This is a genomic window from Ruegeria sp. AN6 (assembly GCF_056540425.1).
The window spans coordinates 128121-153472 of the sequence record NZ_JBQFWR010000004.1 but is presented as its reverse complement, the minus strand read 5'-3'; the positions used below and the strand labels follow the sequence as shown (position 1 = coordinate 153472).

Below are 25352 nucleotides of genomic sequence, written 5' to 3'. Positions count from 1 at the left end.
TAGAGCCAGTTCAGGACTGCTCCTCAGTCCTGTTTGCTGCAGAGCGGCATACAGAGTTGATTTTGTATGTCGCAACCGTTCTAAGGGGGTATGCACGTATACCTCCCCATAGCCGAAGTTTCGGTCAACCCTTTCCTGCTGCTTGGAATTGGCGGGTTGGTTGGTGTTTTGTCCGGTATGTTTGGCGTGGGCGGGGGGTTCCTGATCACCCCTATGCTTTTTTTCATCGGCATACCCCCGGCTGTGGCGGTGGCCACATCGGCCAATCAAGTTGTGGCCTCATCGTTCTCTGGGCTGATGGCGCACCTGAAACGCAAGACCGTTGACCTTGAGATGGGCACCGTCCTGCTTGGCGGAGGGCTGCTCGGTGCGGCCTTGGGAATGGTTGTTTTTAACTTTCTGAAACATCTCGGCCAGGTCGATCTGGCGGTTCAGCTTTGTTATGTCGTGTTCCTAGGCGTGATCGGCAGCTTGATGTTTGTCGAAAGCCTGAACGCTATCCGTCGCGCAAGGCAGTCAGGAAGTACCCCTGTCGCCAAGCGCCGGCAACGGACATGGGTCCACGCGTTACCCTTCAAAATGCGCTTTCGTGCTTCGAGCCTTTATATTTCAGTGATCCCACCCGCACTGGTCGGGTTCTGCGTTGGTATCCTGTCAGCGATCATGGGAGTTGGCGGCGGATTTATCATGGTGCCCGCGATGATCTATATCCTTGGTATGCCCACAAAAGTCGTGATCGGCACATCCCTGTTTCAGATCATATTTGTGGCTGGGTTCACGACGATGATACATGCCTCGACAAACTACAGCGTCGATGTGCTTCTTGCGGTTCTTCTTTTGGTCGGGGGGGTTGTGGGCGCACAATTGGGCACCCAAATCGGCGCACGTTTGAAGGCCGAGCAATTACGCATTCTGTTGGCTCTTTTGGTCATTGCAGTTGCTGCAAAAATCGGGTTTGACCTGCTCCTGACGCCGCCTGACTATTTTTCTCTCTCAGAACCCGGAGGAGTTTAGCCGTGTTGCAAGCTCTGCCCGCAAGCCACCCCGACCGCAAGAGAACGGGCCGGTTCAAGCCCGGTAACGCCAGTAATAACGTGACGGTATCATGCATATTTACCTGCCCATAGCCGAAGTCTCTGTAAACGCCTTCCTGTTGTTTGGTCTGGGCGGAATGGTCGGCATTTTGTCGGGGATGTTCGGCGTTGGGGGCGGTTTCCTGATGACCCCATTGCTGTTCTTTATCGGCATTCCACCCGCCGTGGCCGTTGCAACCGAAGCCAACCAAATTGTTGCCTCTTCATTCTCAGGGGTTCTGGCACATTTCAGACGCCGAACCGTTGATCTGAGAATGGGGACAGTCCTATTGGTTGGGGGGTTGGCAGGTGCTGCATTGGGCGTCGTCGTCTTTAATTATCTCAAAAGTCTTGGTCAGGTCGACCTGCTGGTCAAACTTTGCTACGTCGTCTTTCTAGGCATCATCGGCAGCCTGATGTTCGTCGAAAGCCTGAATGCAATACGCAAGACCCGAAAAGGCGGTACGCCTCCTCCGAAGCGGCGCCAGCGTGGATGGGTTCACGCCATGCCGTTCAAGATGCGTTTCCGGACTTCGGGTCTGTATATCTCGGTCATTCCACCAGTGATCGTTGGTCTGTTCGTCGGTGTCTTGTCAGCCATTATGGGGGTTGGCGGCGGGTTTATTATGGTGCCTGCGATGATCTACCTTTTGGGCATGCCAACCAAGGTGGTTGTAGGAACTTCCCTGTTTCAGATCATCTTCGTAACCGCCTTCACCACCATGCTGCATGCCACGACCAACTATACGGTTGACGTCGTGCTGGCCGTTCTGCTGCTGGTCGGTGGCGTGGTCGGAGCCCAGGTGGGAACTGTTATCGGGGCCCGGATGCCAGCCGAGCAGCTGCGAGTTCTGCTTGCCGCGCTTGTGCTTGTCGTCTGCGGCAAGCTGGCACTTGATTTGTTGCTACAACCTTCCGAGCTGTACTCGCTGGGCACGGATGGAGGACACTAAGATGTTGCGTTTGATTGTCCTTCTATCTCTGATTTGCCTGCCCGCTTTTGCCGCCGAAGAACAAGTTGTTCTGGGATTAAGCCAGGATCGCGTATCAATCACGGCCAATTTCGACGGCTCCGAGATTCTGGTATTCGGAGCTGTAAAACGCGAAGCCCCCATACCGGAAGGCCCCCCGCTTGAGGTTGTTGTCGCTGTCGCTGGTCCATCCGAACCCGTAACCGTTCGGCGCAAGGAAAAGCGATTTGGCATCTGGGTAAACACCGATAGCCTGGTTGTTGATCTGGCCCCTAGTTTTTATGCCGTAGCCACGAGCGCTCCGTTCAGTGAAGTACTGACCCAAACCGAAGATCTGCGGTACAAGGTTTCAATCGAACGCGCCATCCGCTCGGTGGGCGCCGATATGAATATTCAGGGCGCTCAGGACTTTTCCGAAGCCGTCATTCGCATCCGAGAGGATGAAGGTTTGTATTCCATCCGTGAAGACACTGTGGCGGTTGACGAACAAACTCTGTTCCGAACTTCGATCGAAATGCCGTCAGACCTTACAGAAGGTAGCTATGCCGCCCGTATTTTCCTGACGCGGGGTGGTATGGTTGTCTCAACTTTCGAAACATCTATTGATGTACGCAAGGTCGGGCTGGAAAGGTTCCTGTACAGCATGTCCCGCGAACAGCCGATCTGGTACGGGCTTATGTCGCTGGCGATAGCGATTGCAGCAGGGTGGGGTGCATCGACCGCTTTCCGACTGTTGCGCGAAAACTAGGCTCAGCCGCGGCCGATATAGGGCATCTTTGTCGCCATCACAGTCATGAACTGCACATTTGCTTCTAGCGGTAGCTGGGCCATATGCAGCACAGACCGGGCGGCATCGCCAACAGCCATCGTCGGATCGGGCTGACGACCATCAGCGATGGCGTTCTCGACCAGCTCTTGCACCATGGGCGTGCGGGCGTTGCCGATATCAATCTGCCCACAGGCAATTCCAAAATCCCGCCCATCCAGCGACAAGCTCCGTGTCAGGCCCGTGATCGCATGTTTTGTTGCCGAGTAGTGTACCGAATTCGGGCGCGGTACATGGGCCGCGATTGATCCATTGTTGATGATCCGCCCGCCCTGCGGCTTCTGCGATCGCATCGTGGCAAACGCGGCGCGCGCACAATGGAACATCCCGTTCAGATTCACATTGACCGAGTTGTACCAATCCTCAAGCGCGATCTCATCAATCGTGCCGCCCGGCGCAAAAATGCCGGCGTTGTTGAACAGGACATCCAGACGGCCGATTTGTTTTACAAAGTTGGTGAACGCTTGAGCGACCGCTTCTGCGTCGGTCACATCAGCAACCAACGGGATCGCCTTGTCGTTGCCCTGCGCCATTGCTTCAAGTTTGTCGGCGCTGCGGGCCAATAGACCAACTGTCCAACCCTCTGCCAGAAACAACTCGGCGGTCGCGCGACCAATGCCCGAACTTGCGCCAGTTACGATGATTGTCTTCATGTCACTTCCGACTCCAATATCAGCGACGGCGTCGCGACGGCCCGCAGATCATCTACCCTTAAGGGATGAGATGGCTTTGACAATCTGTTCCGCACCACCCAGATCAATCGTTCCTGCGCACGGGTGATCGCCACATAGGCAAGACGCTTCCAAAGCGGCTGCCCCGCCTCGGTCCGTCCCATCCGCGCGGCGGCATAAATATCCGGTGCGAACACCTGCACGGTGTCCCATTGAGAGCCCTGCGCCTTGTGAATTGTCACCGCAGCACCGTGCAGAAACGTCGCCCCCATCCGCGCGGCAAAGGGAATGAACGGCTCTTCCTCATCAGGCTTTTCGATTTGCACAATTGATGCAGCCGAGACCTGCGGGTCCTCAGCTCCCATAACATGTAAGCGTGAAAATCCGGGTTTGCGACCAAGGCCAAGGTAGATAACCTGTGCCCCTTTGATTAGCCCGCGCGCTTCAAGATCCAGCCGTTTCTTGCGGTGCTTCAATGGCAATTCAATGCCGTCACAGATCAGCGGTTCACCTTCCAACAGCTCAGTTTCCGGCGCACCATGCACGCTGCGGAACGCCTGTATCAAACGGATGCGGGTCGCGTTGCGCCAGACCAGGACCGGACTACGCGCCATCAGATCAACTTCGACCCGCTGGCCCCAGACAACGCGATCATCCTTGCGGGCGGTGTCCTCAATCAGACGCTCAAAATCCTCGAAGCCCATGGCGGGATCGGATAGAGCGTGGGCTAGATCAAGTATTGGGTTATCAGCCGTCTGCCTATGTACACGATGCAAGATCTGCTTACGCGGCTCTGGCAACCCGTCAAAAACCATCGAGCCCGATTGATTGACTGGTGCCAACTGCGCCGGATCACCAAACAGCAACAGCGTCGGGAAGATTTCTTTCAGATCTTCAAATTGCCGGTCATCCAGCATCGAGGCTTCGTCCACAAAGCCAATATCGAGGGGTTCATCGCGGCGTTTCCAGCCAGTGATAAAGTCAGATCCACGCAGACCAGCAGCGGCCAGAGCGCCGGGAATGGATTTGTTATTGGCATAAAACGCCGCCGCCCGGTCCAGCGCTTCGTCGGTCAACCCTTCAATCTCGGGTCGTTCGTCATTGCCCGCCAGCCATTCGGCAATCCGCTCATATTCCGGGTCATAAACGGGTGTATAAAGGATACGGTGGATTGTCGTTGCAGGCACTCCACGCAATCTTAAAACACTGGCTGCCTTGTTCGTCGGAGCAAGGATCGCAAGGCTGCGTTTGTCGCGGGACTTGCGGCTTTCAAAATCACCCGAGATCAGGTTGACTCCAGTTTCGGCCAGAGCCTTGTAAAGTTCCGCCAGCAAAAGGGTTTTACCAGATCCCGCCTTGCCAACCACAGCCATGACACCCGATTTCCCGTTTCCGGGAAGTTTCAGCAGAGCGTCATCCTCAAGATCAACTCCGGCCGAGCGCAACATCTCGGCAATGTTGTCGAAAGCGGTGGCTTGATCATCGGAAAAGGTGACTTGAGGCAGAGACATGGCGCGACCCTACAAGGACGCGCCGTGCGCCACCAGAGGCGGAATACGATTTCCGTGCTGTCAGGCAGAGAGAGCAAACCGATGCTGCTTCCCCTTCCCAAATGCGGTATTGAACCACAAGCGCGATAACTCTCTCGGGATGCCAGCACGGGCAGCGACTCGGTTGCAATCCTCTGCGGAATAAGGCCATAGGCCTACCGAAATCTGATTACGACCTTTGCCTTCTGATCCCAGAACCACGGGTGATGGCCCAATCATTCGGTAAATCCGGATCATACGGGCATCAAAAACGCCAGCGATATGGGTCAGTCCAATTCCCTCCATAACCTCGCCCCCACTTAGCATGATAGCCCCGGCGGTATGGGCGCTGGCAGTTCGAGAAAGGCAAAAGCGCGTGACCTCCCAAATAAGCGGGCTTCGGATCGGGCTGCCCCCGGTGAGATGGCCAAAAACGTCGTTCACCATAACCGGACCGGTCGTCGGCAATATCCGCATCGACGCTCCGTGACTGCCATCCGCTTCTTCCCAGATCACATAGAGCGGATTGAGGTCATCGTATTGATCCCGCTCTTCCCCCCTTTCGTTAACCTTTACATCCCAACCGAGTCGGGTTTTGAACTGATCGGCGCGATCTCTGAACATTCCTTCTGCCAATGCCGGAAATTTATGCAGCTCATCAGCATAAATATAACGCAACATGATGTATTTCCCTTGTCGTCCATATCTGGAACAAAAGAGGTACAAACACGTGGTTAATATTGGATGAGACCACCGTACGGTGGTTAAACGACTATTAATCCTCTGCTAAGCGCGGTGGCGATTGCATGAGTCGTATTCTGCGCTCCGAGTTTCGAACGCGCACTTTCGATATAGGCCCTGAGCGTATGCTCCGAAATCGAAAGCGAATGCGCCACTTGCGCCCTACTGTAACCCAGCGCCAGCAGCGTCATGGCATCTATCTCGCGAGGAGAAAGCCCGCGCGTCGTTTCCGGTTGTCGATTTTTGGCAAATTCCAGTGCTTTTCGGTTAAGAAAATGCGCCACTAAGATCAGATCGCGACCATGGGCGTCTTTGAACGTCTGCCAGGCCGCATCGTCGCACGTGTTATTCACGGTGAACAATGCGAACTGCCCGCTGGGTCCGCGCAATGGGATCGAGTATCCCTGATTGCCAACACCATGATCCTGCGCGTCTTCCAAGAAAGCTCTGACGGCTTTGCCCGACCAATTCAATTGTTTCCAATCCACCGCATGGAAGCGCTGAAAACAACCAAGAATAACCGGATCAATCCGGTGGTAGTTTTTATCGCGATACTGCTTGTCCCAGGCATCTGAATATGTCGTAAACCCATATTGGTCACCGGCACCATCGACCCAGTGATAGGTTACATGGTCGATGCGCAGCGTGTCACGCAGCTGGATGAGTATAGTCGCAAGCTCTTCAAGCGTGCTGGTGCTTTCCAAATCCTCGAGGATCTGACTCAAATCGAACTTTGTTCCCATTCGCGGGCGCGCAAGCCTCATCCTTTGAGGACGCAATCTCGGCCGCTGCGATTAGCCTTGTATCATCAAGCTGCTCGGCAAGTGCGCTCAACCCATTTGCCACCGCAAAGGCGTTGAGATCCGACAATACGTCCAATATCCACTCATTCTGCGCCATTAGGGTGTCTCCGAAATAGTTAACGAAGGGTTAACACAACCATAACATGTGCAGTCTATTTCGGCCTATTCACTGCTTTCTACTCCCCAGAAATAGTGTGGGCTGGATTTCTAACGTATTGAAAAAATTGATAACTGGGAATCGCAAATCACCCGCAAGGACGATGCGATGCCTTGCGGGTGATGTAGCTGTTCAAAAAAACTGAGACCGTTAGTCGCGGGCGGCTAATACTTCCTCAAGGGTGCGCATACCCGTATACGGAGCCTGAACTAATACCGACATATTGCCCGGCTTGTGCTCATTTCGCATCATCTTCATATGCGCCTCGGGCAGCTCCTTCCAGGTAAACACCTCGGACATGCATGGATCCAATCGGCGTTCTACCATCAGCTTATTCGCTGCGGCAGCTTGCTTTAGATGGGCGAAGTGCGAGCCCTGCAAACGTTTCTGATGCATCCACATATAGCGCACGTCGAAGGTCAGATTATAGCCAGTGGTCCCGGCACAAATCACGACCATGCCGCCTTTTTTCACCACAAAGGTCGATACCGGGAATGTGCTTTCACCCGGATGCTCGAACACCATGTCGACGTTCACACCTTTGCCGGTGATATCCCAGATGGCCTTGCCGAACTTGCGGGCCTCTTTGAACCATTCGGCATATTCAGGCGTATTGACCGTGGGCAACTGGCCCCAGCAGTTGAAGTCCTTGCGGTTCAGAACGCCTTTGGCACCCAGCCCCATAACAAAGTCACGTTTGCTTTCGTCCGAGATCACGCCGATCGCGTTAGCTCCCGCCGTATTGATCAGCTGGATTGCGTAAGAGCCCAGACCGCCCGACGCGCCCCAGACCAGTACGTTCTGGCCAGGTTTCAAGTCATGCGGTTCGTGACCGAACAGCATCCGATAAGCCGTTGCCAGGGTCAAAGTGTAGCAGGCGCTTTCTTCCCAAGTCAGGTGCTTGGGGCGCGGCATCAGCTGCTGTGCCTGTACATTTGTAAACTGCGCGAATGACCCATCTGGTGTCTCATATCCCCAGATACGCTGGCTGTCCGAGTACATCGGATCGCCGCCGTTACAGTGCTCATCATCACCATCATCCTGGTTGCAATGAATGACCACTTCGTCGCCGACCTTCCAGCGTGTGACCTTCTCACCCACGGCCCAGACGATGCCCGAAGCATCCGAGCCCGCAATATGGTAAGGGGCTTTGTGTCCGTCAAACGGGCTGATGGGCTTGCCCAACGAGGCCCAGACACCGTTATAATTCACACCGGCTGCCATCACGAGGACCAGAACTTCGTGACTGTCCAGCTTGGGTACATCAACCACCTCGAGCTGCATTGCCGTGTCTGGCTCGCCATGACGCTCTTTCCGGATGGCCCAAGCATACATTTGCTTGGGTACATACCCCATCGGAGGGATTTCACCCATTTCATAGAGGTCCTTTTCCGGTGCCTCATACGACGCGATACCGCTATCGACATCCAAAGCCATGTTGGCCTCCTTTGTTCTTATCTATTGCCGCGCCGCAGAATCGCGGCTTTCCTCAGATGGAATATTGATCCCTAAGTAATATTGCAACCGTTTTTGATGTATTTTTGTAATTTTATGACCCAGCGGTCGCAGAATTACTTTCTGCAGCTGCATCATGTCCTACGCGATCAACAGGCTCGGACGCAGCCGCATAATATGCAAGCAACTCGCCCCGCTCGCCTGAAGGGCGCAGCACTCCACTTTCTCGCCGCAATATCCGGCGCTCAACTAATTGGTTGATCGCATCATCAATTGCCTCACCTTCGCCGTTGGCGACGGCTTTACCACCCATTTCCAGCAATCGAGATTTCAGGTCCTCTTCTGACATCTGCCCTTCTTCCTGCAGCAGCCGACAAGCTGCGGGGACCGGCACAAAGGGTATCGCAGCGCCGATTCTACGCATGAGCTCGCGCGCCAAATCAGTCGTCAAATCCCGCTCATGCGAAGCGCGAAATTCCTTTAAGGATATCGGCGTTGCATATTGGACTGATGCAATCCCAAACTTTTTGTAACGCCCAACAAGACGCCGCCAGATTTGCTTTAGTGTCCAGCGCGTGATGACCCCAATACGTGCACGAAACCGGCGTTCACTGTCCTGCGCCGCAGCCGTCAGGACTGTATCTTCCAAAACGCGATCGTAATTCAGGGCGACGGGTACGAATACAACATCCCGCCCCTTCGGATCCACGCCATCGATGATGTATTTGAGCAAACCCAGCTTAGGGCGGCCCAGTTTACCTGTCAGGCTCAACCCGCCCTCTGGGAACATGGCCTGTGTAACACCCGCTTCGGTCGCGTGACGCACATAGCTTGCCAGCACCTGACGATACAAATCGCTGCCCGATTTACGTCGAATGAAGTAGGCCCCCATTGCACGTATCAAACGACTCAGCGGCCAAACACGGGCCCATTCGCCCACAGCGTAGGAAAGTGTCGAATGATCCGCCGCCAGATAGGTAACAAGCACATAGTCCATATTGCTGCGGTGGTTCATGACGTAAACGACTGTCGCTTCGGGATCGATATTGTCTAGGGCCGTCTTGTCCTCATACCCCAACTGGACCTTGTAGAACGCGTTGCTGAGCATTCGCGCAAATCGAATGGCTATGCTGAAATACGCAACTGTTGAAAAAGACGGGGCGATCTCTCGTGCATAGCGTTGGGCCTGTTCCGAGGCGACGGCATCGGGCACACCCTCCTCTTTGGCATGCTTCTGTACGGCCTTGCTGACTTGAGGGTCATAGATAAGCCTCTGAATCATATCATGGCGCCCGGCCAGTTTGAACGGCTGGATCGGACGCTGCAGGCGTTTGTTCAGCCGCGCAACAGCACGTTCAAGGCGGCGGCGGAAAAACCACCGCACTGAAGGAAATAAGAAATGCGAGGCAAAGGTGACCGTGGCAAACAGCACAATCAGTACAAACAACCAAATCGGTATTTCCACAGTCTGCATCATTTGGGCACAGTGCCATCAATCGCAAACACCCACAATCTGAAGAAACTTGCGATGCCGCAACGCAGCGAATTGACATATACTGAAAATTGCGATTTATGCCTATAGAACGTAATTTTGTTACCCACCGATCCGCGAGGCCCGACCCATGACGCAGTTGCAGAAAGACCGCCCCTGGCTCATCCGTACCTATGCCGGTCACTCGACGGCCAAAGCGTCAAACGCGCTTTATCGTGCAAACCTGGCTAAAGGCCAGACCGGACTATCTGTGGCTTTCGATCTGCCAACCCAAACCGGATACGACAGCGACCATACGTTGGCGCGTGGAGAGGTTGGTAAGGTCGGTGTGCCGATCTGCCATCTGGGGGATATGCGGAATCTGTTCGATCAAATCCCGCTGGAACAGATGAACACCTCGATGACGATCAACGCCACAGCCCCATGGCTTTTGGCGCTTTATATCGCGGTGGCCGAGGAACAGGGTGCTGATGTCTCTAAACTGCAGGGCACAGTCCAGAACGATCTGATCAAGGAATATTTGAGCCGCGGCACCTATGTATGCCCGCCCAAGCCATCCCTGAAGATGATCGCGGACGTGGCCGAGTATTGCTACGAAAACGTGCCCAAATGGAACCCGATGAACGTGTGTTCCTACCATTTGCAAGAGGCAGGCGCGACACCCGAGCAAGAGCTGGCCTATGCGCTGGCCACCGCCATCGCGGTTCTGGACGAGCTGCGTCCGCGCGTGCCGGCGGAAGACTTCCCCGCACTCTGCGGACGGATTTCGTTTTTTGTGAATGCGGGCATCCGGTTTGTCACCGAAATGTGCAAAATGCGCGCATTTGTGGATCTTTGGGATGAGATTCTGCAGCGACGCTATGGTGTCGAAGACCCCAAGTTCCGCCGCTTTCGCTACGGCGTTCAGGTGAACTCGCTGGGGTTGACTGAACAGCAGCCGGAAAACAACGTCTATCGCATTCTGATCGAAATGCTGGCGGTCACCCTGTCAAAACGCGCCCGCGCCCGTGCGGTTCAATTGCCCGCCTGGAATGAAGCGCTGGGTCTGCCGCGCCCTTGGGATCAGCAATGGTCAATGCGGATGCAACAGATTCTCGCCTATGAAACCGACCTGCTGGAATATGGCGATCTGTTCGACGGCAACCCGGTAGTCGATGCCAAAGTCGAAGAACTCAAGAATGGCGCGCGGGCCGAATTGGCCAACCTCGAGTCGATGGGTGGCGCTGTTGCGTCGATCGAATACATGAAATCCCGCCTGGTCGAATCCAACGCCGAACGCCTGAACCGGATTGAACGCAACGAGACCGTTGTTGTTGGGGTCAATAAATGGATCGAGGGTGAAGCCTCACCCCTGCAAACTGAAGATGGCGGCATCATGGTTGTCGACCCGGCGGTTGAACAGGAACAGATCGGGCGGCTCAATGACTGGCGGACAGTGCGGGACAACGCTGCGGTTAGCGCCGCGCTGCAGGCCTTACGCGAAGCGGCGCAATCAGGTGCTAATGTGATGGAACCTTCAATCGCCGCGGCCAAGGCCGGGGTTACAACCGGTGAATGGGCCGAAGAGATGCGCAAAGCATACGGCACCTATCGTGGGCCGACAGGTGTTTCCGGTTCGGTTTCGAACAAAACCGAAGGGTTGGAGGATTTGCGCGCCGCCGTTGATGCAGTCAGCGACCGTCTTGGACGCCGCTTGAAGTTCCTTGTCGGCAAGCCCGGCTTGGACGGCCACTCGAACGGAGCTGAACAGATTGCTTTCCGCGCACGCGATTGTGGAATGGATATCAGCTATGAAGGCATTCGCCTTACGCCAGAGGAAATCGTGTCAGCGGTCCAAGAGACCAATGCACATGTGATTGGTCTGTCCATTCTTTCGGGCAGCCACTTGCCGCTGGTCAAGGACGTGATGACGCGTCTGACCGAAGCGGGTCTGAGCGACATACCTGTCATCGTAGGCGGCATTATTCCCGATGAAGATTCAGAGCAATTGCGTTCCATGGGCGTGGCCAAAATCTATACGCCAAAGAACTTCGAATTGAATTTGATCATGGGTGATATTGTGACCTTGGCCGACCCGAAGGAAATCGCGGCTGAGTAAAAACAAAAAATGAATTTCCAATTCTAATTCCCAATGGGATGGAATAGAGATATTCGGATGAATTGAATTCCTATTGCGTTCTGCTACGGAATAACCGGATTGGAGAGATAAATGGCAATCGATCTAGAGAAAATGTCTCGCAAAGAATTGCTCAAATTGCGCGATCAGGTCGAAAAGGCACTCAAAGGCGCTGAAACGCGAGAGCGAAAAGCGGCGTTGAAGGCGGCCCAAGAGGCTGCAGCCGAGTTTGGCTTCTCGCTATCTGAATTGTCGGGCGATGGTTCAAAACCGGCGAAAGGCTCTAAAGCCAAGCCAAAGTACCAAAACCCTAACGACTCAACACAAACCTGGACAGGACGCGGTCGTAAACCGCAATGGGTTCACGACGCTCTGAATGCAGGCATCGATATTTCTGACCTCGAAATCTGAGTTGAGGTATTGCCAAAATGACAATTCATATTGGAGCCAAAATAGGGGATATCGCCGATACCATTCTTCTACCCGGCGATCCCTATCGCGCAAAATGGGCGGCCGAGACGTTTCTCGACGACGTTAAACTGGTCAATGAAGTCCGTGGCATGCTGGGTTTCACCGGCACCTGGAAAGGAAACCGTGTAACGATTCAAGGCAGCGGCATGGGGATGCCTTCCCTGTCAATCTATGTGAATGAACTAATCCGCGACTATGGTGCAAAAACACTGATCCGGATCGGTTCTTGTGGTGGCATGCAGGAAAGCGTGAATGTGCGTGATGTCATTCTGGCGATGACCTCGACCACGCTCAGCACGCCGTCGCGCGGCATCATGAAAGAGATGAACTTCGCCCCTTGCGCCGATTGGGGATTGCTGCAGGCCGCAGCGCAAGCGGCACAGGCCAAAGGTACACCGACGCATGTGGGCGGTATTTATTCATCCGATGTCTTCTATGACGAGCGTCCAGACCTGAACGAACAAATGGTTCGCCACGGCATTTTAGGGGTCGAGATGGAAGCGGCCGAGCTTTATATCCTCGCTGCACGTCACAAATGCCGGGCGTTGGCGGTGCTCACAGTTTCAGACCACTTGCTGACCGGCGAAGCCCTGCCCTCCTCGGATCGGGAAAGCAGCTTTGGCGAGATGGTTGAGATTGCGCTCCAAGCAGCGTTTCCAGACGGTTGAACAATACCGGAGCTTAGCGCCCATGCGTGCCATCATATCCGTTGCGCGCAGGGCTGCTCCATCCTTCCAGGGCACCCTCGGTCGGAGCGAATATCTCCACCAACAAGGGATAACACGCCGCCGCATCCGATGAGTGCTCCGACGAGCAATCGCCGCCGGGGCACGCGCTGAGATTTCCAAGCAAGTCGATCTCGGCAAAAAACTCAAGATAATCACCAGGACGCACGGGTGACGCCTTCATGAAGTATTGACCCGTGTCCCGCGTGAACCCGGTGCACATGAACACATTCAACACATCATGCACGGCGGGCTCAGCTTCGGCCAACGAGATGCCTAAATGATCCGCCAACGCGCGTGTAAGGTTTGAATGACAACAGTGATGGTACTGCGTTCCGGATAGAAGATTGCCGGTGTAGGGGTCGCAACGCGTCCCGATCACATCATGGACCGATCCGCCAAATTTATCGATTCCATACCAGCCCAGCGTATCGGCAATGATGGTCGCCATTGGCCGCATATGTGGAAAGCTCGACCACATTCGCTCACCCGTTGTGAGGTGCGTACCGTGCAGCGCGCGCGTCTTGCCAGAGTAAAACCGTTCCGACAGATCAGTGAGGCTCCACATGTTGAGATCACCAACCTGAGCCCCCTCGACAGACGTGATACGAAAGAAATGTCCGGCAGGCACCTCAAAGCAACGTGCGTCGCGCGGTGGAACCAAAACCTCACCTGTTTTCTGAGCACCCGCGCGGGCATTTTGATAAAGCTCAAGACTAGGTTGGGGCAGCCCTTCGTTTGGGTAGCAAATCACTGGTGCAATCGCGCGGCGCGCATCTGCATCAGCGGGAGGTCGGGGAGTGGTCTGGGATTCTGTCATGGGCCGAGACTGGCTCAGTTCATCCAGGCGGGAAACCCCAAACTTTTATCATTGCCCTTTCTGGCATTGTTTCGGTTCGGCATCAGATTGCGAAACCGCGCCGCAAAAGGCACAACGCCAATTGCCCTCGCTTCGGTGCTGCCGCCATCTGCAGTCTCGCGACAGTGAAGACGTGCGGGACCGCCAAAGGAAATAGGCGAACACACCAGCGGCAAGCAGAAGCAGGAGAATAGGCATATCTCTGCTTTGCCGATTGCACCAAAGTTTTCAAGCCCGTGTAAGACGGTCAGGCCGCGTTTGCGTACTCAAACAGTTCGGGAGTTTCGTTTTTGTTCGGAACGACCGGTTCGGGCGAGTAATAGGCCCAAGCCTGTTCCAATAACCTGAGCGCTTCGGCTGCATCGCATTTTTGGGTTTGTTTGCTCATTGGAGTGACCTCTATTCGATTCATCACTCCTCCCTTTGCGAAACTTAAATCCGCTCAGCGGCAAACGCATGGTATAGTTTTGCAGAGGCGTCATGCACTTGCCGCAAACCGGCAAGTGCTTTGGTATGTTGCGCGATCAGACCGCGCGATCGATCATCATCTTCTTGATTTCAGCAATCGCCTTGGCCGGATTCAGCCCCTTGGGGCAGGTCTTGGCACAGTTCATGATGGTGTGGCAGCGATACAGCTTGAACGGATCTTCCAGCTCATCCAATCGCTCACCCGTTGCCTCATCCCGGCTGTCGATGATCCAGCGATAAGCGTGCAGCAACGCGGCGGGGCCAAGGTAACGATCACCGTTCCACCAATAGCTGGGGCAGGAGGTCGAACAGCTGGCACACATCACGCATTCATAGAGACCATCCAGCTTTTTACGGTCTTCGATGGACTGCTTCCACTCTTTCGCTGGACGGTTGGTCTTGGTTTCCAGCCACGGCATGATCGAGGCATGCTGGGCGTAGAAATGCGTGAGATCCGGGATCAGGTCCTTGACCACCGGCATATGCGGCAGTGGATAGATTTTCACGTCGCCCTTGATCTCATCCATGCCATAGATACAGGCCAGCGTGTTGATACCATCGATATTCATCGCGCAGGAGCCACAGATGCCCTCGCGGCAGGACCGGCGGAAAGTCAGGGTCGGGTCGATCTCGTTCTTGATCTTAATCAGCGCGTCCAGAATCATCGGGCCGCAAGTGTCCATGTCGACGAAATAGGTATCGACACGCGGGTTCTGGCCATCATCCGGGTTCCAGCGATAGATCTGAAACTTGCGCACATTGGTCGCGCCCTCGGGCTTGGGCCAGGTTTTGCCGGTAGTGATCCGGGAATTCTTGGGGAGGGTCAATTGTACCATGGGTTCCTCTCCTTAGAACGTCCGCGCTTTGGGCGCGATTTTCTTTAGGCTGATGCCGCCTTCGGCCTCGGTGCTCAGCGGGTCGACGATCACTGGGCGATAACTGAGATCTACCTGCGTTCCGTCGACGCGAGACACCGTGTGAACGCGCCAGTTTTCATCGTCACGCTCTGAAAAGTCTTCGTGTGCGTGGGCTCCACGGCTTTCCTTGCGCGCCTCGGCCCCAACGATAGTGGCCAGAGCGTTGGGCATAAGGTTCGCCAGTTCCAGCGTTTCCATCAGGTCGCTGTTCCAAACCAGCGAACGGTCGGTGACTTGCAGATCATCCATCTTGGCAGCGATCGCCGTCATCTTTTCAACGCCTTCGGCCATCGTCTTCGCGGTGCGGAAAACAGCCGCGTCCGCCTGCATGGTTTTTTGCATCTCAAGCCGCAAATCAGCAGTTGGGATCGCACCGCTGGCGTTACGCGCCGCATCGAAGCGGTCAAACGCCTTGTCGACCGATGCTTGGTTCAGCACCGGGTTCGGAGCCTCTGCATCCACGACCTTACCCGCGCGGATAGCTGCCGCACGACCAAAGACAACGAGGTCGATCAGAGAGTTTGAGCCCAACCGGTTTGCGCCGTGCACCGAGGCACAACCGGCCTCACCCACAGCCATCAAACCCGTCACAACGGCGGTCGGATCATCGGCCGTTGGGTTCAGAACCTCACCCCAATAGTTCGTTGGGATACCTCCCATGTTGTAGTGCACGGTAGGCAGAACCGGGATCGGCTCTTTGGTGACGTCCACGCCTGCGAAAATCTTGGCCGATTCCGAAATGCCCGGCAGTCGTTCCGCCAGAGCTTCAGCGGGCAAGTGGCTCAGGTTCAGGTGGATGTGATCCCCTTCGCCACCAACGCCGCGCCCTTCGCGGATTTCCATGGTCATCGAACGGCTGACATAGTCGCGCGGTGCAAGGTCTTTGTACTGGGGCGCATAGCGCTCCATGAACCGCTCGCCTTCCGAGTTGGTCAGATAACCGCCCTCGCCGCGCGCACCTTCGGTGATCAGGCAACCCGAACCATAGATACCGGTCGGGTGAAACTGCACAAACTCCATATCCTGAAGCGCCAGCCCTGCGCGGGCCACCATGCCCCCGCCGTCGCCAGTGCAGGTGTGTGCCGAGGTCGCGCTGAAATATGCTCGACCATAACCACCGGTCGCCAGCACCACCATCTTGGCGTTGAACACGTGCATGGTGCCATCGTCCAGCTTCCAGCAGACGACGCCCTGACATTGCCCGTCTTCGGACATGATTAAGTCGATTGCGAAATACTCGATGTAGAACTCGGCATTGTTCTTCAGCGACTGACCATAAAGCGTATGCAGGATCGCATGGCCTGTCCGGTCGGCGGCAGCACAAGTCCGTTGCACGGCGGGGCCTTCGCCAAATTCGGTGGTGTGGCCACCAAATGGGCGCTGATAGATCTTGCCTTCTTCGGTCCGGCTGAATGGCACACCATAATGTTCCAGCTCATAGACGGCCTTTGGAGCCTCGCGCGCGAGATATTCCATCGCATCCGTATCGCCCAGCCAATCCGAGCCTTTGACGGTGTCATACATATGCCACTGCCAATGGTCTGGCCCCATATTCGACAAGGACGCCGCGATGCCGCCCTGCGCCGCCACGGTGTGTGAACGGGTCGGGAATACCTTCGTCACACAAGCGGTGCGCAGACCCTGTTCCGCCATGCCCAAAGTCGCGCGCAAACCCGCGCCGCCGGCACCAACAACAACCACGTCATATTCGTGGGTTTCGTATTCATATGCTGCTGTCATTGTTCTTGTTCCTTACTGCGCATAACCGAGGGCAAGCCGTGCGAGAGCAAAAAGACCCGCAGCAATCAGTGTGTAGGCAAACGCCCGTGCGGCCATCAGCGCCAGCTTTTCTGCAACGCCGTGCACGTAGTCCTCAATCGCCTCCTGCGCTTCGCGCAGCAGATGCGGGACGACAACAACCAATGTCAGACCCATGACAATCGCCGGGAACGGTCGGCTGTAATACGCCAGAGCTTCTTCGTAGGTGCCACCCAACGCGCGCCCGAAGGTGAATACAAACAGCGGAACAAGAATAACCAGCGCCGCTGAGCTGAGCATCATCTGCCAATGATGATGTGTACCTGCGCGTCCGGCTCCCATGCCCTGTGCGCGTTTACGGTCTGTTAGAAACTGCATACCAACCTCCCTCTAAAGCGCCACGGCTGTGATCAACGCAAGAACCGTCGCCAGAACAAACATGCCAATGCCCATCTTCTCGGACACTTCGACATTCACGCAATATCCGAGATCCCAGATGACGTGCCGCAAACGGCCCAGCATGTGATAGAAAATTGCCCACGCTGCGCCGAACATGACCAGATCACCCAGGAAACTGGTCATCAGACCATTGATCAGGTCATAGGCGCCTGCTGATGTGGCTGCCGCCAGCAACCACCAGACGACCAACAAAGCCAAACCAAAGGACGCTAGACCCGTGATGCGCACCATAATCGAAGAGATGGACGTCATCTGCGGACGATAGATCGTCAAATGCGGAGAGAGCGGGCGGTTGCCCCGATTTACATCGGCCATGTTGGCTCCTTTTCGGTTGGCTACCGAACGTTTTACTGTTTTTTACGACTCTGTCACGCGCTGCAGGTGCAAAATCCAGTAAAATTACCGCAAAATCGCTTATAAGATACATATGTGATCACACAAAATAATCTCGTGATCACAAAATTTATTCGATACCACCAATGTTAGCGTTTTCAACGGAAAAGCAATGTGATCACGAATCTATGGCTGAGTTTGAGTCAGCCCTGCGGTCTGCTGCGTCACCTCGCGCAAAAGCTTTTTCCGAATACGCTCAGGGTAATCAGCAAAGCCCGCGGCCGAGACGACAAAGGCCCCCTCACCCACGATAACATTCTCAAAGAAATAGGCTGTCAGGTCCGGTTCGCTTTCTTCTATAGCAATCGCGTTCACTGTGATTCCACTCTCACGCATTTTGGCGTGGATCGTCGAAGGTTCGATACCTTCATTCGAAATTCCGTCACCTGAAAGATCGATCAGATGTCTTTTGCAATTACGCACTTCGTCGAAGCTTTTCACGGTCATCTCAAGCGCCTCACCGATTGCTGTAGAGAAATTGCGCCAGACACGCGGATCAGCAGCAACCTGTTCGGCAAAATCGTCCAAAGTGGCAAAGCTGTCGATCCGTGTCCATGGGATCGTGATCCTTTGGCGCGAACTGCCAGTCCATTGCACCAGCATCAGCCTGGCCTGCCCACGTACCAACGCCTCGGAAACGATGGGATCACGCAGCCCTACGGCAAGACCGTCCATCTGGATGCGATATTCCTCGGAATCCACCGAGCCTGACACATCGACGGCTAGAGCAAGAGCAAGATCGCAGGCAAATGCTTGCGGTGCCAGAAACAAACTGACCATGAGTGCGCGTAACATCTTCATACGCCGAGCGTAGCACGGATTTCGCCGACCGCGATCACTTCAATGTCAGCAGACGAGCGGCCCTACTTATATGGGCATCAAGGCCCAGTAATCCAGATCCAACAGCACATTGGGCAGGTATTTCCCATCTTCATTGCGCAACTCAAATGGCTCCCCACCCTTGGTCGCCACAAGCCGCAATCGTAGTGCACCGATGCCCGGTGTTCCGGACTCGGCCTTATCCAGAACCTCGGACCAGACCTTAATCGTGTCGCCCGCAAAACAGGGGTTGGCGTGGGCGCCGCCGTTCAGACCGACGATCATCTGCGCATTCGCCAAACCGTTGAACGACAACGCGCGCGCCATCGAGATCACGTGGCCGCCATAGATCAGTCGGCCCTCGGGGCGGAAGGTGAGATCGAAATGCACCTTGGCCGTGTTCTGCCACAGGCGCGTAGCCAGCATGTGCTCGGCCTCTTCGACGGTCACGCCATCGACATGATCTATCGTTTCTCCCGTGTTGTACGCATCCCAGCGGTGGTTTTCGCCGGATTGTACAAAATCGTATTTCGAGAAATCGAGGCCCTGCGGCACGACCAGATCGCCAACATCCAGCACCTTCTTCAGGTCGGGCACAACGGTCTCAGGCTCAGGCGCATCTAGGTTCGATTTGCGCACCATCACCCAGCGCACATATTCGATCACCACTTCGTCGCGCTGGTTCAAACCGCGCGTACGCACCCAAACCACTCCGGTCTTGCCGTTTGAGTTCTGCTTAAGGCCAATCACCTCAGATTCAGCGCGCAGCGTATCGCCGGGATATACCGGTCGCAGCCAGCGACCCTCGGCATAGCCCAGATTGGCCACGGCGTTCAGCGAGATATCGGGAACCGTCTTGCCGAACACCACATGAAAGGCCGCCAGATCATCAATCGGGCTTTGGGGCAGGCCGCAATTTCGGGCAAACTCATCCGAGGAATAAAGCGCATGGCGAGCTGGATAAAGCGCGTGATAGAGCGCCCGCTCGCCATCCGTCACGGTGCGGGGTACTGCGTGATGCAGCACCTGCCCGATGGAATAATCCTCGAAAAAGCTACCCGGATTGGTTTTTGCCATTATTGCTGTCCCAGTTTCATGTCCGCAGAATAGTCGGCCTCGACCTCTTTGGTCACAGCCTGCGCGCAGCGCATCATGTTGTTGGCAGCGTCAAAGGCATAAAACGGGTCGCCATAAAGCTCCCAACCTTTGGCCAGCGCGTCCGAGACTTTGTGGCAGAAGGCAGATGTGTCTTCCTCGGTCAACAAACGATAAAGTTTCGCCATTGATTTGGTCCTTTAGCCACCGAACGGAGATGGGCCAACCAGCCCGTGAATATAGCCCACGACACCCAACAGCACGATTGAGCCGACAAAGAAAATCGCATCCTTGCCATAGGTGCCGGGTTCACCCGGGGTCCAGTCAGGCTCGGACTTGTTGATCACGATGACTTCGACGATCGCCCAGGCCAGCAGGCCACCAAACAGCACGATCGAGGCCAGATCGCCATTTACCAGCAAATGCGCAAAGGCCCAAAGCTTGAAGCCGCCCAGCATCGGGTGGCGCACTCTATTCAGAAGACGGCCTTTCTGTCCTGCCGGGCTCATCAAGTAGAACGCAATCAACACCAGCAGGTTGTTAATGTGGATCAGGAAGGTCGGCGGCGCCCAGACATAGATGAAATCGGTCATGCGATAGCCGAAAATCATCAGAAGGATCGCACCCGCCAAAGCCAGCGCCACGACGCCCTTGCCCGCATCGCCCATGGCGGCACGGCGTTCCGGCATCACGCGCTTGAAGAGATGCGCGGCCCACCACAACGCCACACCAAGAATCAGAAGAACAAAGCCCATGCTGGCTTACCCCGCTTGCAAAGCTAATATCGCCTCTGCTTTTGCCAGAGTTTCGCGGGCAGTTACAACGTGTAGGTTTTCGACAATCTTGCCATCGACAACAGCGACCCCCTGACCTTGTGCCTCGGTCTCTTCAAAGGCTGCGATCTGGCGGCGGGCCAATTCTATCTCGGTGTCCGAAGGCGCAAAGGCAGTATTCGCAATCTCGACCTGCGCGGGGTGGATCAGAGTCTTGCCATCGAAGCCCATATCGCGGCCCTGGGCGCATTCGGCTGCCAGACCGTCGGTGTCCTTGAACGCATTATACACGCCATCCACGATGATCAGCCCTTCGGCCTTTGCGGCCAGCAGGCACAGGCCCAGCGAGGTCATCATCGGCAGCCGGTCGGGGCGGAAACGCGTCTGCAGCTCTTTCGCCAGATCGTTGGTCCCCATGACGAAGCCCGCCATCAGCGGATGTGCGGCAATTTCGGCCGCGTTCAACATGCCGCGCGGGGTTTCCATCATGGCCCAGATCGGCAGATCACCGGTGATCACCGCCAGCGCATCCACATCCGCGGCCGAATTTACCTTGGGCAGAAGAACGGCGTCCGCATCCATCTCACGCACTGCTTCGGCATCGGCGCGACCCCATTCGGTATCCAAACTGTTGATCCGCACGATCTTGACCCGCGCGCCGTACCCGCCGGCGGCCAACGCTTCCTTGAGCGTTTCGCGCGCGTTCTCTTTCTCATCAGCTGCAACCGCGTCTTCAAGATCAAAGATGATGGCATCCACCGGCAGCGTGCGCGCTTTATCCAGCGCCCGATCACGCGAGCCGGGGATATAAAGAACAGAACGATAAGGGCGTTGGCGCGGATCCACGGGACTCTCCCATTGAAATAATGTTGCGCGGAATGGGGCATTTTTTGACGGAAAGTTCAAGCACAAAATCGCCGCAACGCAGCATTCTGGCATCGTGACGCAACGCTCGTTGCCTTAACGCGATTTCTTTCAGCCTGCAGCACGCTGTTTTCAAGAAGGAATCGAAAGGGGTGACTGATGAAGACGATATTGCTGAATTTGACGATCGGGTTGGGCATCATGGTGTTGGCTGCGCAACAGGTCAGCGCTCAGAACTGCGCGCCGCGCGAGGATGTGATCAAGCGTTTGGCAAAGACCTATGGCGAAACCCGGCGCGGCATCGGGATTGCGCGTCAAGGGGCGGTGATGGAGGTTTTTGCCTCGGATCGAACCGGCAGTCGGACCATTGTTGTGACCTTGCCCGAGGGAGTGACCTGCCTGATCGCCTCGGGCCAATCCTTTGAGGTGCTAGCTGAGGCATTGCCGCCCAACGCTTAGACCAATGCGTCCCAGATCAATTTACTGCCAGTCAGTGTTAGCAGGACATAGGCGATGCCAAAGAACAGGCGTTCGGAAAGCATGAAATGTGCCCGGACGCCGAGCCAGGCCCCGAGGATCGCAAACGGGGTTAGCAACAGATCGGCTAGTGCCGTGTGCCATGTGAATAGACCCAGATAGGCGAACGGTACGAATTTCACGGCATTGATCACCCAGAAGACCAGCACGGTGGAGGCCTGGAATTCGGTTTTTGTCAGACGTTGGGACAGCAGATAGACGGCGGCGGGCGGACCGCCTGCATGGCTGACAAAGCTGGTGAACCCGGCAACCAGCCCGGCAAACAATCCTGCCGAAGGCGGCAGGCGGTTGGCAAAGCCGCGCACCCAGCCCCTTGTCTGGGCAACATGCCAGATCACAAAGCCGACCGATATCCCACCAATCAGCAGGCGCAGCAGATCGTCATCGGTGACACGATAGAGCCACGCGCCCAACGCAATGCCGGGCACTGCACCCAGAATCAGCAGACGCGAATCCGGCCAGCTCCAGCGTTTCCAGTAGGGCTTTAACGTGGCGACATCGATCACCATGAGGATCGGAAGCATCAACGCCAACGCCTGCCCAGGCGTCAGGATCAGCGCCAGAATCGACGAGGACGCAAAGGCCACGCCCGAGCCGAACCCACCTTTCGAGATACCCGCGAAGATCACCGCCGGGATCGCCACGGCAAAAAACATCAGGTTCATCTCGAACATCTGGCGCCCCGGAAATATGCATGAGTCACAGGTGGTTTAGCGCAATCAGCACATGACATGCAAACGGTATGCGGTGGCATGCCGCGCCGCAGGAGACTTGCGCGACGCCGCATTTACGACTAGCAAAACCGCGATTTCAAAACCCATCGGAGATATTCCAAATGGCCAGACCCAAGATCGCGCTGATCGGCGCAGGTCAGATCGGCGGCACGCTCGCCCACCTCGCTGCAATGAAGGAACTCGGTGACGTTGTCCTGTTCGACATCGCCGAAGGCACCCCGGAAGGCAAGGCGCTGGATATCGCCGAATCCGGCCCTTCCGAAGGGTTCGACGCCAAGCTGAAAGGCACCCAATCCTACGAGGATATCGCGGGCGCCGACGTCTGCATCGTCACCGCTGGCGTGCCGCGCAAGCCGGGCATGAGCCGCGATGATCTGCTGGGCATCAACCTGAAAGTCATGAAATCGGTTGGCGAAGGCATCGCCGCCAATGCGCCTGACGCGTTCGTCATCTGCATCACCAACCCGCTGGACGCGATGGTCTGGGCCTTACGTGAATTCTCGGGCCTGCCGCATAACAAGGTTTGCGGCATGGCGGGCGTTCTGGATTCGGGCCGTTTTGCACACTTCCTGTCGGAAGAGTTTAACGTCTCGATGCGCGACGTCACAGCGTTTGTTCTGGGTGGCCACGGCGACACCATGGTGCCGTCGGTTCGTTACTCGACCGTCGCCGGTATCCCGCTGCCTGATCTGGTTGAGATGGGCTGGACCACACAAGAAAAACTGGACGCCATCGTTCAGCGCACCCGTGACGGCGGTGCTGAAATCGTTGGCCTGTTGAAAACCGGGTCGGCCTTCTACGCGCCCGCCACTTCGGCGATTGAAATGGCCGAGGCCTATCTGAAAGACCAGAAACGTGTTCTGCCTTGCGCCGCTTATTGCGATGGCGAGCTTGGAGTAGAAGGCATGTATGTCGGCGTTCCTACCGTGATCGGCGCCGGTGGCGTCGAACGGGTCGTCAACATCAAGCTGAACGAAGAAGAGCAGGCCGGTTTCGACAACTCGGTGAATGCTGTGAAGGGTCTGATCGAAGCTTGCAAAGGCATCGATAGCTCGCTGGTCTAATCGTCAGCAGTGAAGAATTTGAAACCGGCCCTTGGTGGGCCGGTTTTCTTTTATGCCATACATCATGAGTCAGAGATGTTGGCGCAAACGCCGAAAGTCACGTGTATGAATGTGTTTTCTTCGCGCGAACCTGCATCATCGAATCAAGCTCACGCTTTGCTCAAACTTTGTGATCACACCCCAAAAACCTGTGATCACAAATCCTGAAAATCTTCGACAATTTCCCGTGACACGTCAAAAAACTCTTTAATTTTGGCGCTTAGACACGCCTATAACAGGGTAATCGTAGTCAGACGGGACAATTTCGATGAACATTCACGAATATCAGGCCAAAGCTCTTTTGCGCAGCTATGGCGCTCCGGTCTCCGACGGTCGCGCGGTTTTGCGCGCCGAGGAAGCCAAAACCGCAGCCGGTGAACTGGATGGCCCTTTATGGGTTGTAAAAGCACAAATCCACGCAGGTGGGCGCGGGAAAGGCAGCTTCAAAGAAGCCGACGCCGGTGAAAAGGGCGGTGTCCGTCTGACCAAGTCGGTGGAAGAGGCCGCCGAAGAAGCCAAAAAGATGCTAGGCCGCACACTGGTCACACATCAGACCGGCCCCGCGGGCAAACAGGTCAACCGCATCTATATCGAAGCCGGGTCCGGCATCGAACGCGAGCTGTATCTGGCCCTGCTGGTGGATCGCCAGACTAGCCGCATCTCGTTTGTCTGCTCGACCGAAGGCGGCATGGACATCGAAGAAGTGGCCGCTGCCACGCCAGAGAAAATCCTGTCCTTCTCGGTGGATCCTGCGACCGGCTATCAGGCTTATCACGGCCGCCGCATCGCCTTTTCGCTGGGTCTGCAAGGGGTGCAGGTCAAGCAATGCGTCAAGCTGATGAACCAGCTCTATAACGCCTTCGTCGAGAAGGACATGGAGATGTTGGAGATCAACCCGCTGATCGTTTCCGACAGTGGCGACCTGAAAGTGCTGGACGCGAAAGTCGGCTTTGATGGCAACGCGGTCTACCGCCACCCGGATATCGCCGAACTGCGTGACACGACCGAGGAAGACCCCAAGGAACTGGAAGCGTCGAAATACGACCTGAACTACATCGCCCTGGATGGTGAGATCGGCTGCATGGTTAACGGTGCTGGTCTGGCGATGGCGACGATGGATATCATCAAGCTTTATGGGGCCGAGCCTGCCAACTTCCTTGATGTGGGCGGCGGTGCCACCAAAGAGAAAGTTACCGAGGCGTTCAAGATCATCACTTCGGACCCGCAGGTCAAAGGTATTCTGGTTAACATCTTCGGCGGCATCATGCGCTGTGACGTCATCGCCGAGGGCGTTGTTGCTGCCGTCAAAGAGGTCGGCCTACAGGTGCCGCTGGTTGTGCGTCTGGAAGGTACGAATGTCGAAAAGGGCAAAGAGATCATCAACACCTCTGGCCTGGACGTGATCGCGGCGGACAACCTGAAAGACGGTGCCGAGAAGATTGTGAAGGCGGTCAAAGGCTGAGTGTCATCCCGTAGGGTGGGCTTCAGCCCACCTTTCCCAAGATTTTGGCGGGCTGAAGCCCGCCCTACAAAGGAGAACGCC

General features: G+C 55.8%; 27 protein-coding genes. 9 read left to right on the top strand and 18 right to left on the bottom strand.

The genetic code is table 11. The features are described 5' to 3' along the window. The first annotated feature begins 90 nt into the window (after nucleotides 1-90). From ACR0MQ_RS09250 to ACR0MQ_RS09240, 3 genes are all read left to right on the top strand, one after another. Nucleotides 91-1014, top strand: a complete 924-nt coding sequence (locus tag ACR0MQ_RS09250) for a sulfite exporter TauE/SafE family protein (protein WP_480607520.1) — start codon at nucleotides 91-93, stop codon at nucleotides 1012-1014. A 91-nt stretch (nucleotides 1015-1105) separates the two neighbouring features. Then, nucleotides 1106-2026 (top strand): sulfite exporter TauE/SafE family protein, encoded by a 921-nt coding sequence (locus tag ACR0MQ_RS09245; RefSeq protein ID WP_480607518.1) that lies wholly within the window; start codon nucleotides 1106-1108, stop codon nucleotides 2024-2026. 1 nt (nucleotide 2027) lies between these two features. After that, nucleotides 2028-2792, top strand: coding sequence for a TIGR02186 family protein (locus tag ACR0MQ_RS09240; RefSeq protein WP_010442850.1), 765 nt, complete (start codon nucleotides 2028-2030; stop codon nucleotides 2790-2792). 2 nt (nucleotides 2793-2794) lie between these two features. On the opposite strand, the gene ACR0MQ_RS09235 is transcribed toward ACR0MQ_RS09240, so the two are convergent. The 6 genes from ACR0MQ_RS09235 to ACR0MQ_RS09210 all read right to left on the bottom strand — a co-directional run bounded on the left by ACR0MQ_RS09235 (nucleotide 2795) and on the right by ACR0MQ_RS09210 (nucleotide 9703). After that, complete coding sequence (locus ACR0MQ_RS09235; protein WP_480607513.1) at nucleotides 2795-3523, bottom strand: SDR family oxidoreductase; 729 nt, start codon at nucleotides 3521-3523, stop codon at nucleotides 2795-2797. Beyond that, the gene (locus tag ACR0MQ_RS09230; protein ID WP_170771921.1) at nucleotides 3520-5052 is read right to left on the bottom strand and encodes an AAA family ATPase; all 1533 of its coding nucleotides are present in this window, start codon (nucleotides 5050-5052) and stop codon (nucleotides 3520-3522) included. The genes ACR0MQ_RS09235 and ACR0MQ_RS09230 overlap by 4 nt, the downstream gene beginning before the upstream one ends. Nucleotides 5053-5112: 60 nt before the next feature. After that, entirely contained in the window at nucleotides 5113-5751 is a 639-nt protein-coding gene (locus tag ACR0MQ_RS09225) for an acyl-homoserine-lactone synthase (protein ID WP_480607509.1), read from the bottom strand. An 83-nt stretch (nucleotides 5752-5834) separates the two neighbouring features. After that, complete coding sequence (locus tag ACR0MQ_RS09220; protein ID WP_170544573.1) at nucleotides 5835-6554, bottom strand: helix-turn-helix transcriptional regulator; 720 nt, start codon at nucleotides 6552-6554, stop codon at nucleotides 5835-5837. A 367-nt stretch (nucleotides 6555-6921) separates the two neighbouring features. Beyond that, nucleotides 6922-8208: a crotonyl-CoA carboxylase/reductase gene (gene ccrA, locus ACR0MQ_RS09215; RefSeq protein ID WP_010442845.1), complete on the bottom strand. Its 1287-nt coding sequence runs from the start codon at nucleotides 8206-8208 to the stop codon at nucleotides 6922-6924. A gap of 112 nt (nucleotides 8209-8320) precedes the next feature. Continuing rightward, nucleotides 8321-9703, bottom strand: coding sequence for a 1-acyl-sn-glycerol-3-phosphate acyltransferase (locus ACR0MQ_RS09210; RefSeq protein ID WP_480607506.1), 1383 nt, complete (start codon nucleotides 9701-9703; stop codon nucleotides 8321-8323). A 145-nt stretch (nucleotides 9704-9848) separates the two neighbouring features. Between ACR0MQ_RS09210 and ACR0MQ_RS09205 the strand changes: the two genes are divergently transcribed. The 3 genes from ACR0MQ_RS09205 (at nucleotide 9849) to deoD (ending at nucleotide 12973) form a co-directional block, all read left to right on the top strand. Next, entirely contained in the window at nucleotides 9849-11816 is a 1968-nt protein-coding gene (locus tag ACR0MQ_RS09205) for a protein meaA (protein WP_170771927.1), read from the top strand. 111 nt (nucleotides 11817-11927) lie between these two features. Further along, nucleotides 11928-12245: an H-NS histone family protein gene (locus ACR0MQ_RS09200; RefSeq protein ID WP_170474276.1), complete on the top strand. Its 318-nt coding sequence runs from the start codon at nucleotides 11928-11930 to the stop codon at nucleotides 12243-12245. Nucleotides 12246-12262: 17 nt separating this feature from the next. Continuing rightward, nucleotides 12263-12973, top strand: coding sequence for a purine-nucleoside phosphorylase (gene deoD, locus ACR0MQ_RS09195; protein WP_170771929.1), 711 nt, complete (start codon nucleotides 12263-12265; stop codon nucleotides 12971-12973). A 13-nt stretch (nucleotides 12974-12986) separates the two neighbouring features. On the opposite strand, the gene ACR0MQ_RS09190 is transcribed toward deoD, so the two are convergent. The 11 genes from ACR0MQ_RS09190 to ACR0MQ_RS09140 form a co-directional block, all read right to left on the bottom strand. Continuing rightward, nucleotides 12987-13850 (bottom strand): DUF1989 domain-containing protein, encoded by an 864-nt coding sequence (locus ACR0MQ_RS09190; RefSeq protein ID WP_170771931.1) that lies wholly within the window; start codon nucleotides 13848-13850, stop codon nucleotides 12987-12989. A gap of 286 nt (nucleotides 13851-14136) precedes the next feature. Further along, nucleotides 14137-14277 carry a hypothetical protein gene (locus ACR0MQ_RS09185; protein WP_170771933.1) on the bottom strand — a complete coding sequence of 47 codons (141 nt, stop codon included), beginning with the start codon at nucleotides 14275-14277 and terminating at the stop codon, nucleotides 14137-14139. A gap of 136 nt (nucleotides 14278-14413) precedes the next feature. Continuing rightward, nucleotides 14414-15193, bottom strand: coding sequence for a succinate dehydrogenase iron-sulfur subunit (locus tag ACR0MQ_RS09180; RefSeq protein ID WP_170771935.1), 780 nt, complete (start codon nucleotides 15191-15193; stop codon nucleotides 14414-14416). A gap of 12 nt (nucleotides 15194-15205) precedes the next feature. Continuing rightward, entirely contained in the window at nucleotides 15206-17014 is a 1809-nt protein-coding gene (gene sdhA, locus ACR0MQ_RS09175; protein ID WP_170771937.1) for a succinate dehydrogenase flavoprotein subunit, read from the bottom strand. A gap of 12 nt (nucleotides 17015-17026) precedes the next feature. Further along, nucleotides 17027-17410 (bottom strand): succinate dehydrogenase, hydrophobic membrane anchor protein, encoded by a 384-nt coding sequence (locus ACR0MQ_RS09170; protein ID WP_170474256.1) that lies wholly within the window; start codon nucleotides 17408-17410, stop codon nucleotides 17027-17029. 12 nt (nucleotides 17411-17422) lie between these two features. Next, on the bottom strand, nucleotides 17423-17806 hold the full coding sequence (sdhC, locus tag ACR0MQ_RS09165) for a succinate dehydrogenase, cytochrome b556 subunit (RefSeq protein ID WP_010442835.1): 384 nt from the start codon (nucleotides 17804-17806) through the stop codon (nucleotides 17423-17425). Between the two features lie 204 nt (nucleotides 17807-18010). Next, the gene (locus tag ACR0MQ_RS09160; protein ID WP_480607499.1) at nucleotides 18011-18685 is read right to left on the bottom strand and encodes a DUF1194 domain-containing protein; all 675 of its coding nucleotides are present in this window, start codon (nucleotides 18683-18685) and stop codon (nucleotides 18011-18013) included. Nucleotides 18686-18751: 66 nt separating this feature from the next. Continuing rightward, a complete protein-coding gene (locus ACR0MQ_RS09155; protein ID WP_170771941.1) occupies nucleotides 18752-19780 on the bottom strand; it encodes a MaoC family dehydratase in 1029 nt (342 codons plus the stop codon). After that, on the bottom strand, nucleotides 19780-19986 hold the full coding sequence (locus tag ACR0MQ_RS09150) for a DUF1737 domain-containing protein (RefSeq protein WP_170771943.1): 207 nt from the start codon (nucleotides 19984-19986) through the stop codon (nucleotides 19780-19782). Before ACR0MQ_RS09150 ends, ACR0MQ_RS09155 begins: the two co-directional genes overlap by 1 nt. 12 nt (nucleotides 19987-19998) lie before the next feature. Continuing rightward, nucleotides 19999-20553, bottom strand: a complete 555-nt coding sequence (locus ACR0MQ_RS09145) for an NnrU family protein (RefSeq protein WP_480607495.1) — start codon at nucleotides 20551-20553, stop codon at nucleotides 19999-20001. A gap of 6 nt (nucleotides 20554-20559) precedes the next feature. Further along, nucleotides 20560-21417 carry an HpcH/HpaI aldolase/citrate lyase family protein gene (locus tag ACR0MQ_RS09140; protein WP_480607492.1) on the bottom strand — a complete coding sequence of 286 codons (858 nt, stop codon included), beginning with the start codon at nucleotides 21415-21417 and terminating at the stop codon, nucleotides 20560-20562. A gap of 177 nt (nucleotides 21418-21594) precedes the next feature. On the opposite strand from ACR0MQ_RS09140, the gene ACR0MQ_RS09135 reads away from it, so the two are divergent. Beyond that, entirely contained in the window at nucleotides 21595-21894 is a 300-nt protein-coding gene (locus ACR0MQ_RS09135; protein WP_170771949.1) for a hypothetical protein, read from the top strand. Here ACR0MQ_RS09135 and ACR0MQ_RS09130 read toward each other — a convergent pair. Next, nucleotides 21891-22646 (bottom strand): sulfite exporter TauE/SafE family protein, encoded by a 756-nt coding sequence (locus ACR0MQ_RS09130; protein WP_170544607.1) that lies wholly within the window; start codon nucleotides 22644-22646, stop codon nucleotides 21891-21893. The genes ACR0MQ_RS09135 and ACR0MQ_RS09130 overlap by 4 nt on opposite strands. 161 nt (nucleotides 22647-22807) lie before the next feature. Between ACR0MQ_RS09130 and mdh the strand changes: the two genes are divergently transcribed. Further along, on the top strand, nucleotides 22808-23770 hold the full coding sequence (gene mdh, locus ACR0MQ_RS09125; protein WP_170771951.1) for a malate dehydrogenase: 963 nt from the start codon (nucleotides 22808-22810) through the stop codon (nucleotides 23768-23770). A gap of 307 nt (nucleotides 23771-24077) precedes the next feature. Then, on the top strand, nucleotides 24078-25271 hold the full coding sequence (gene sucC / locus ACR0MQ_RS09120; protein WP_170544613.1) for an ADP-forming succinate--CoA ligase subunit beta: 1194 nt from the start codon (nucleotides 24078-24080) through the stop codon (nucleotides 25269-25271). Nucleotides 25272-25352 lie beyond the last annotated feature (81 nt).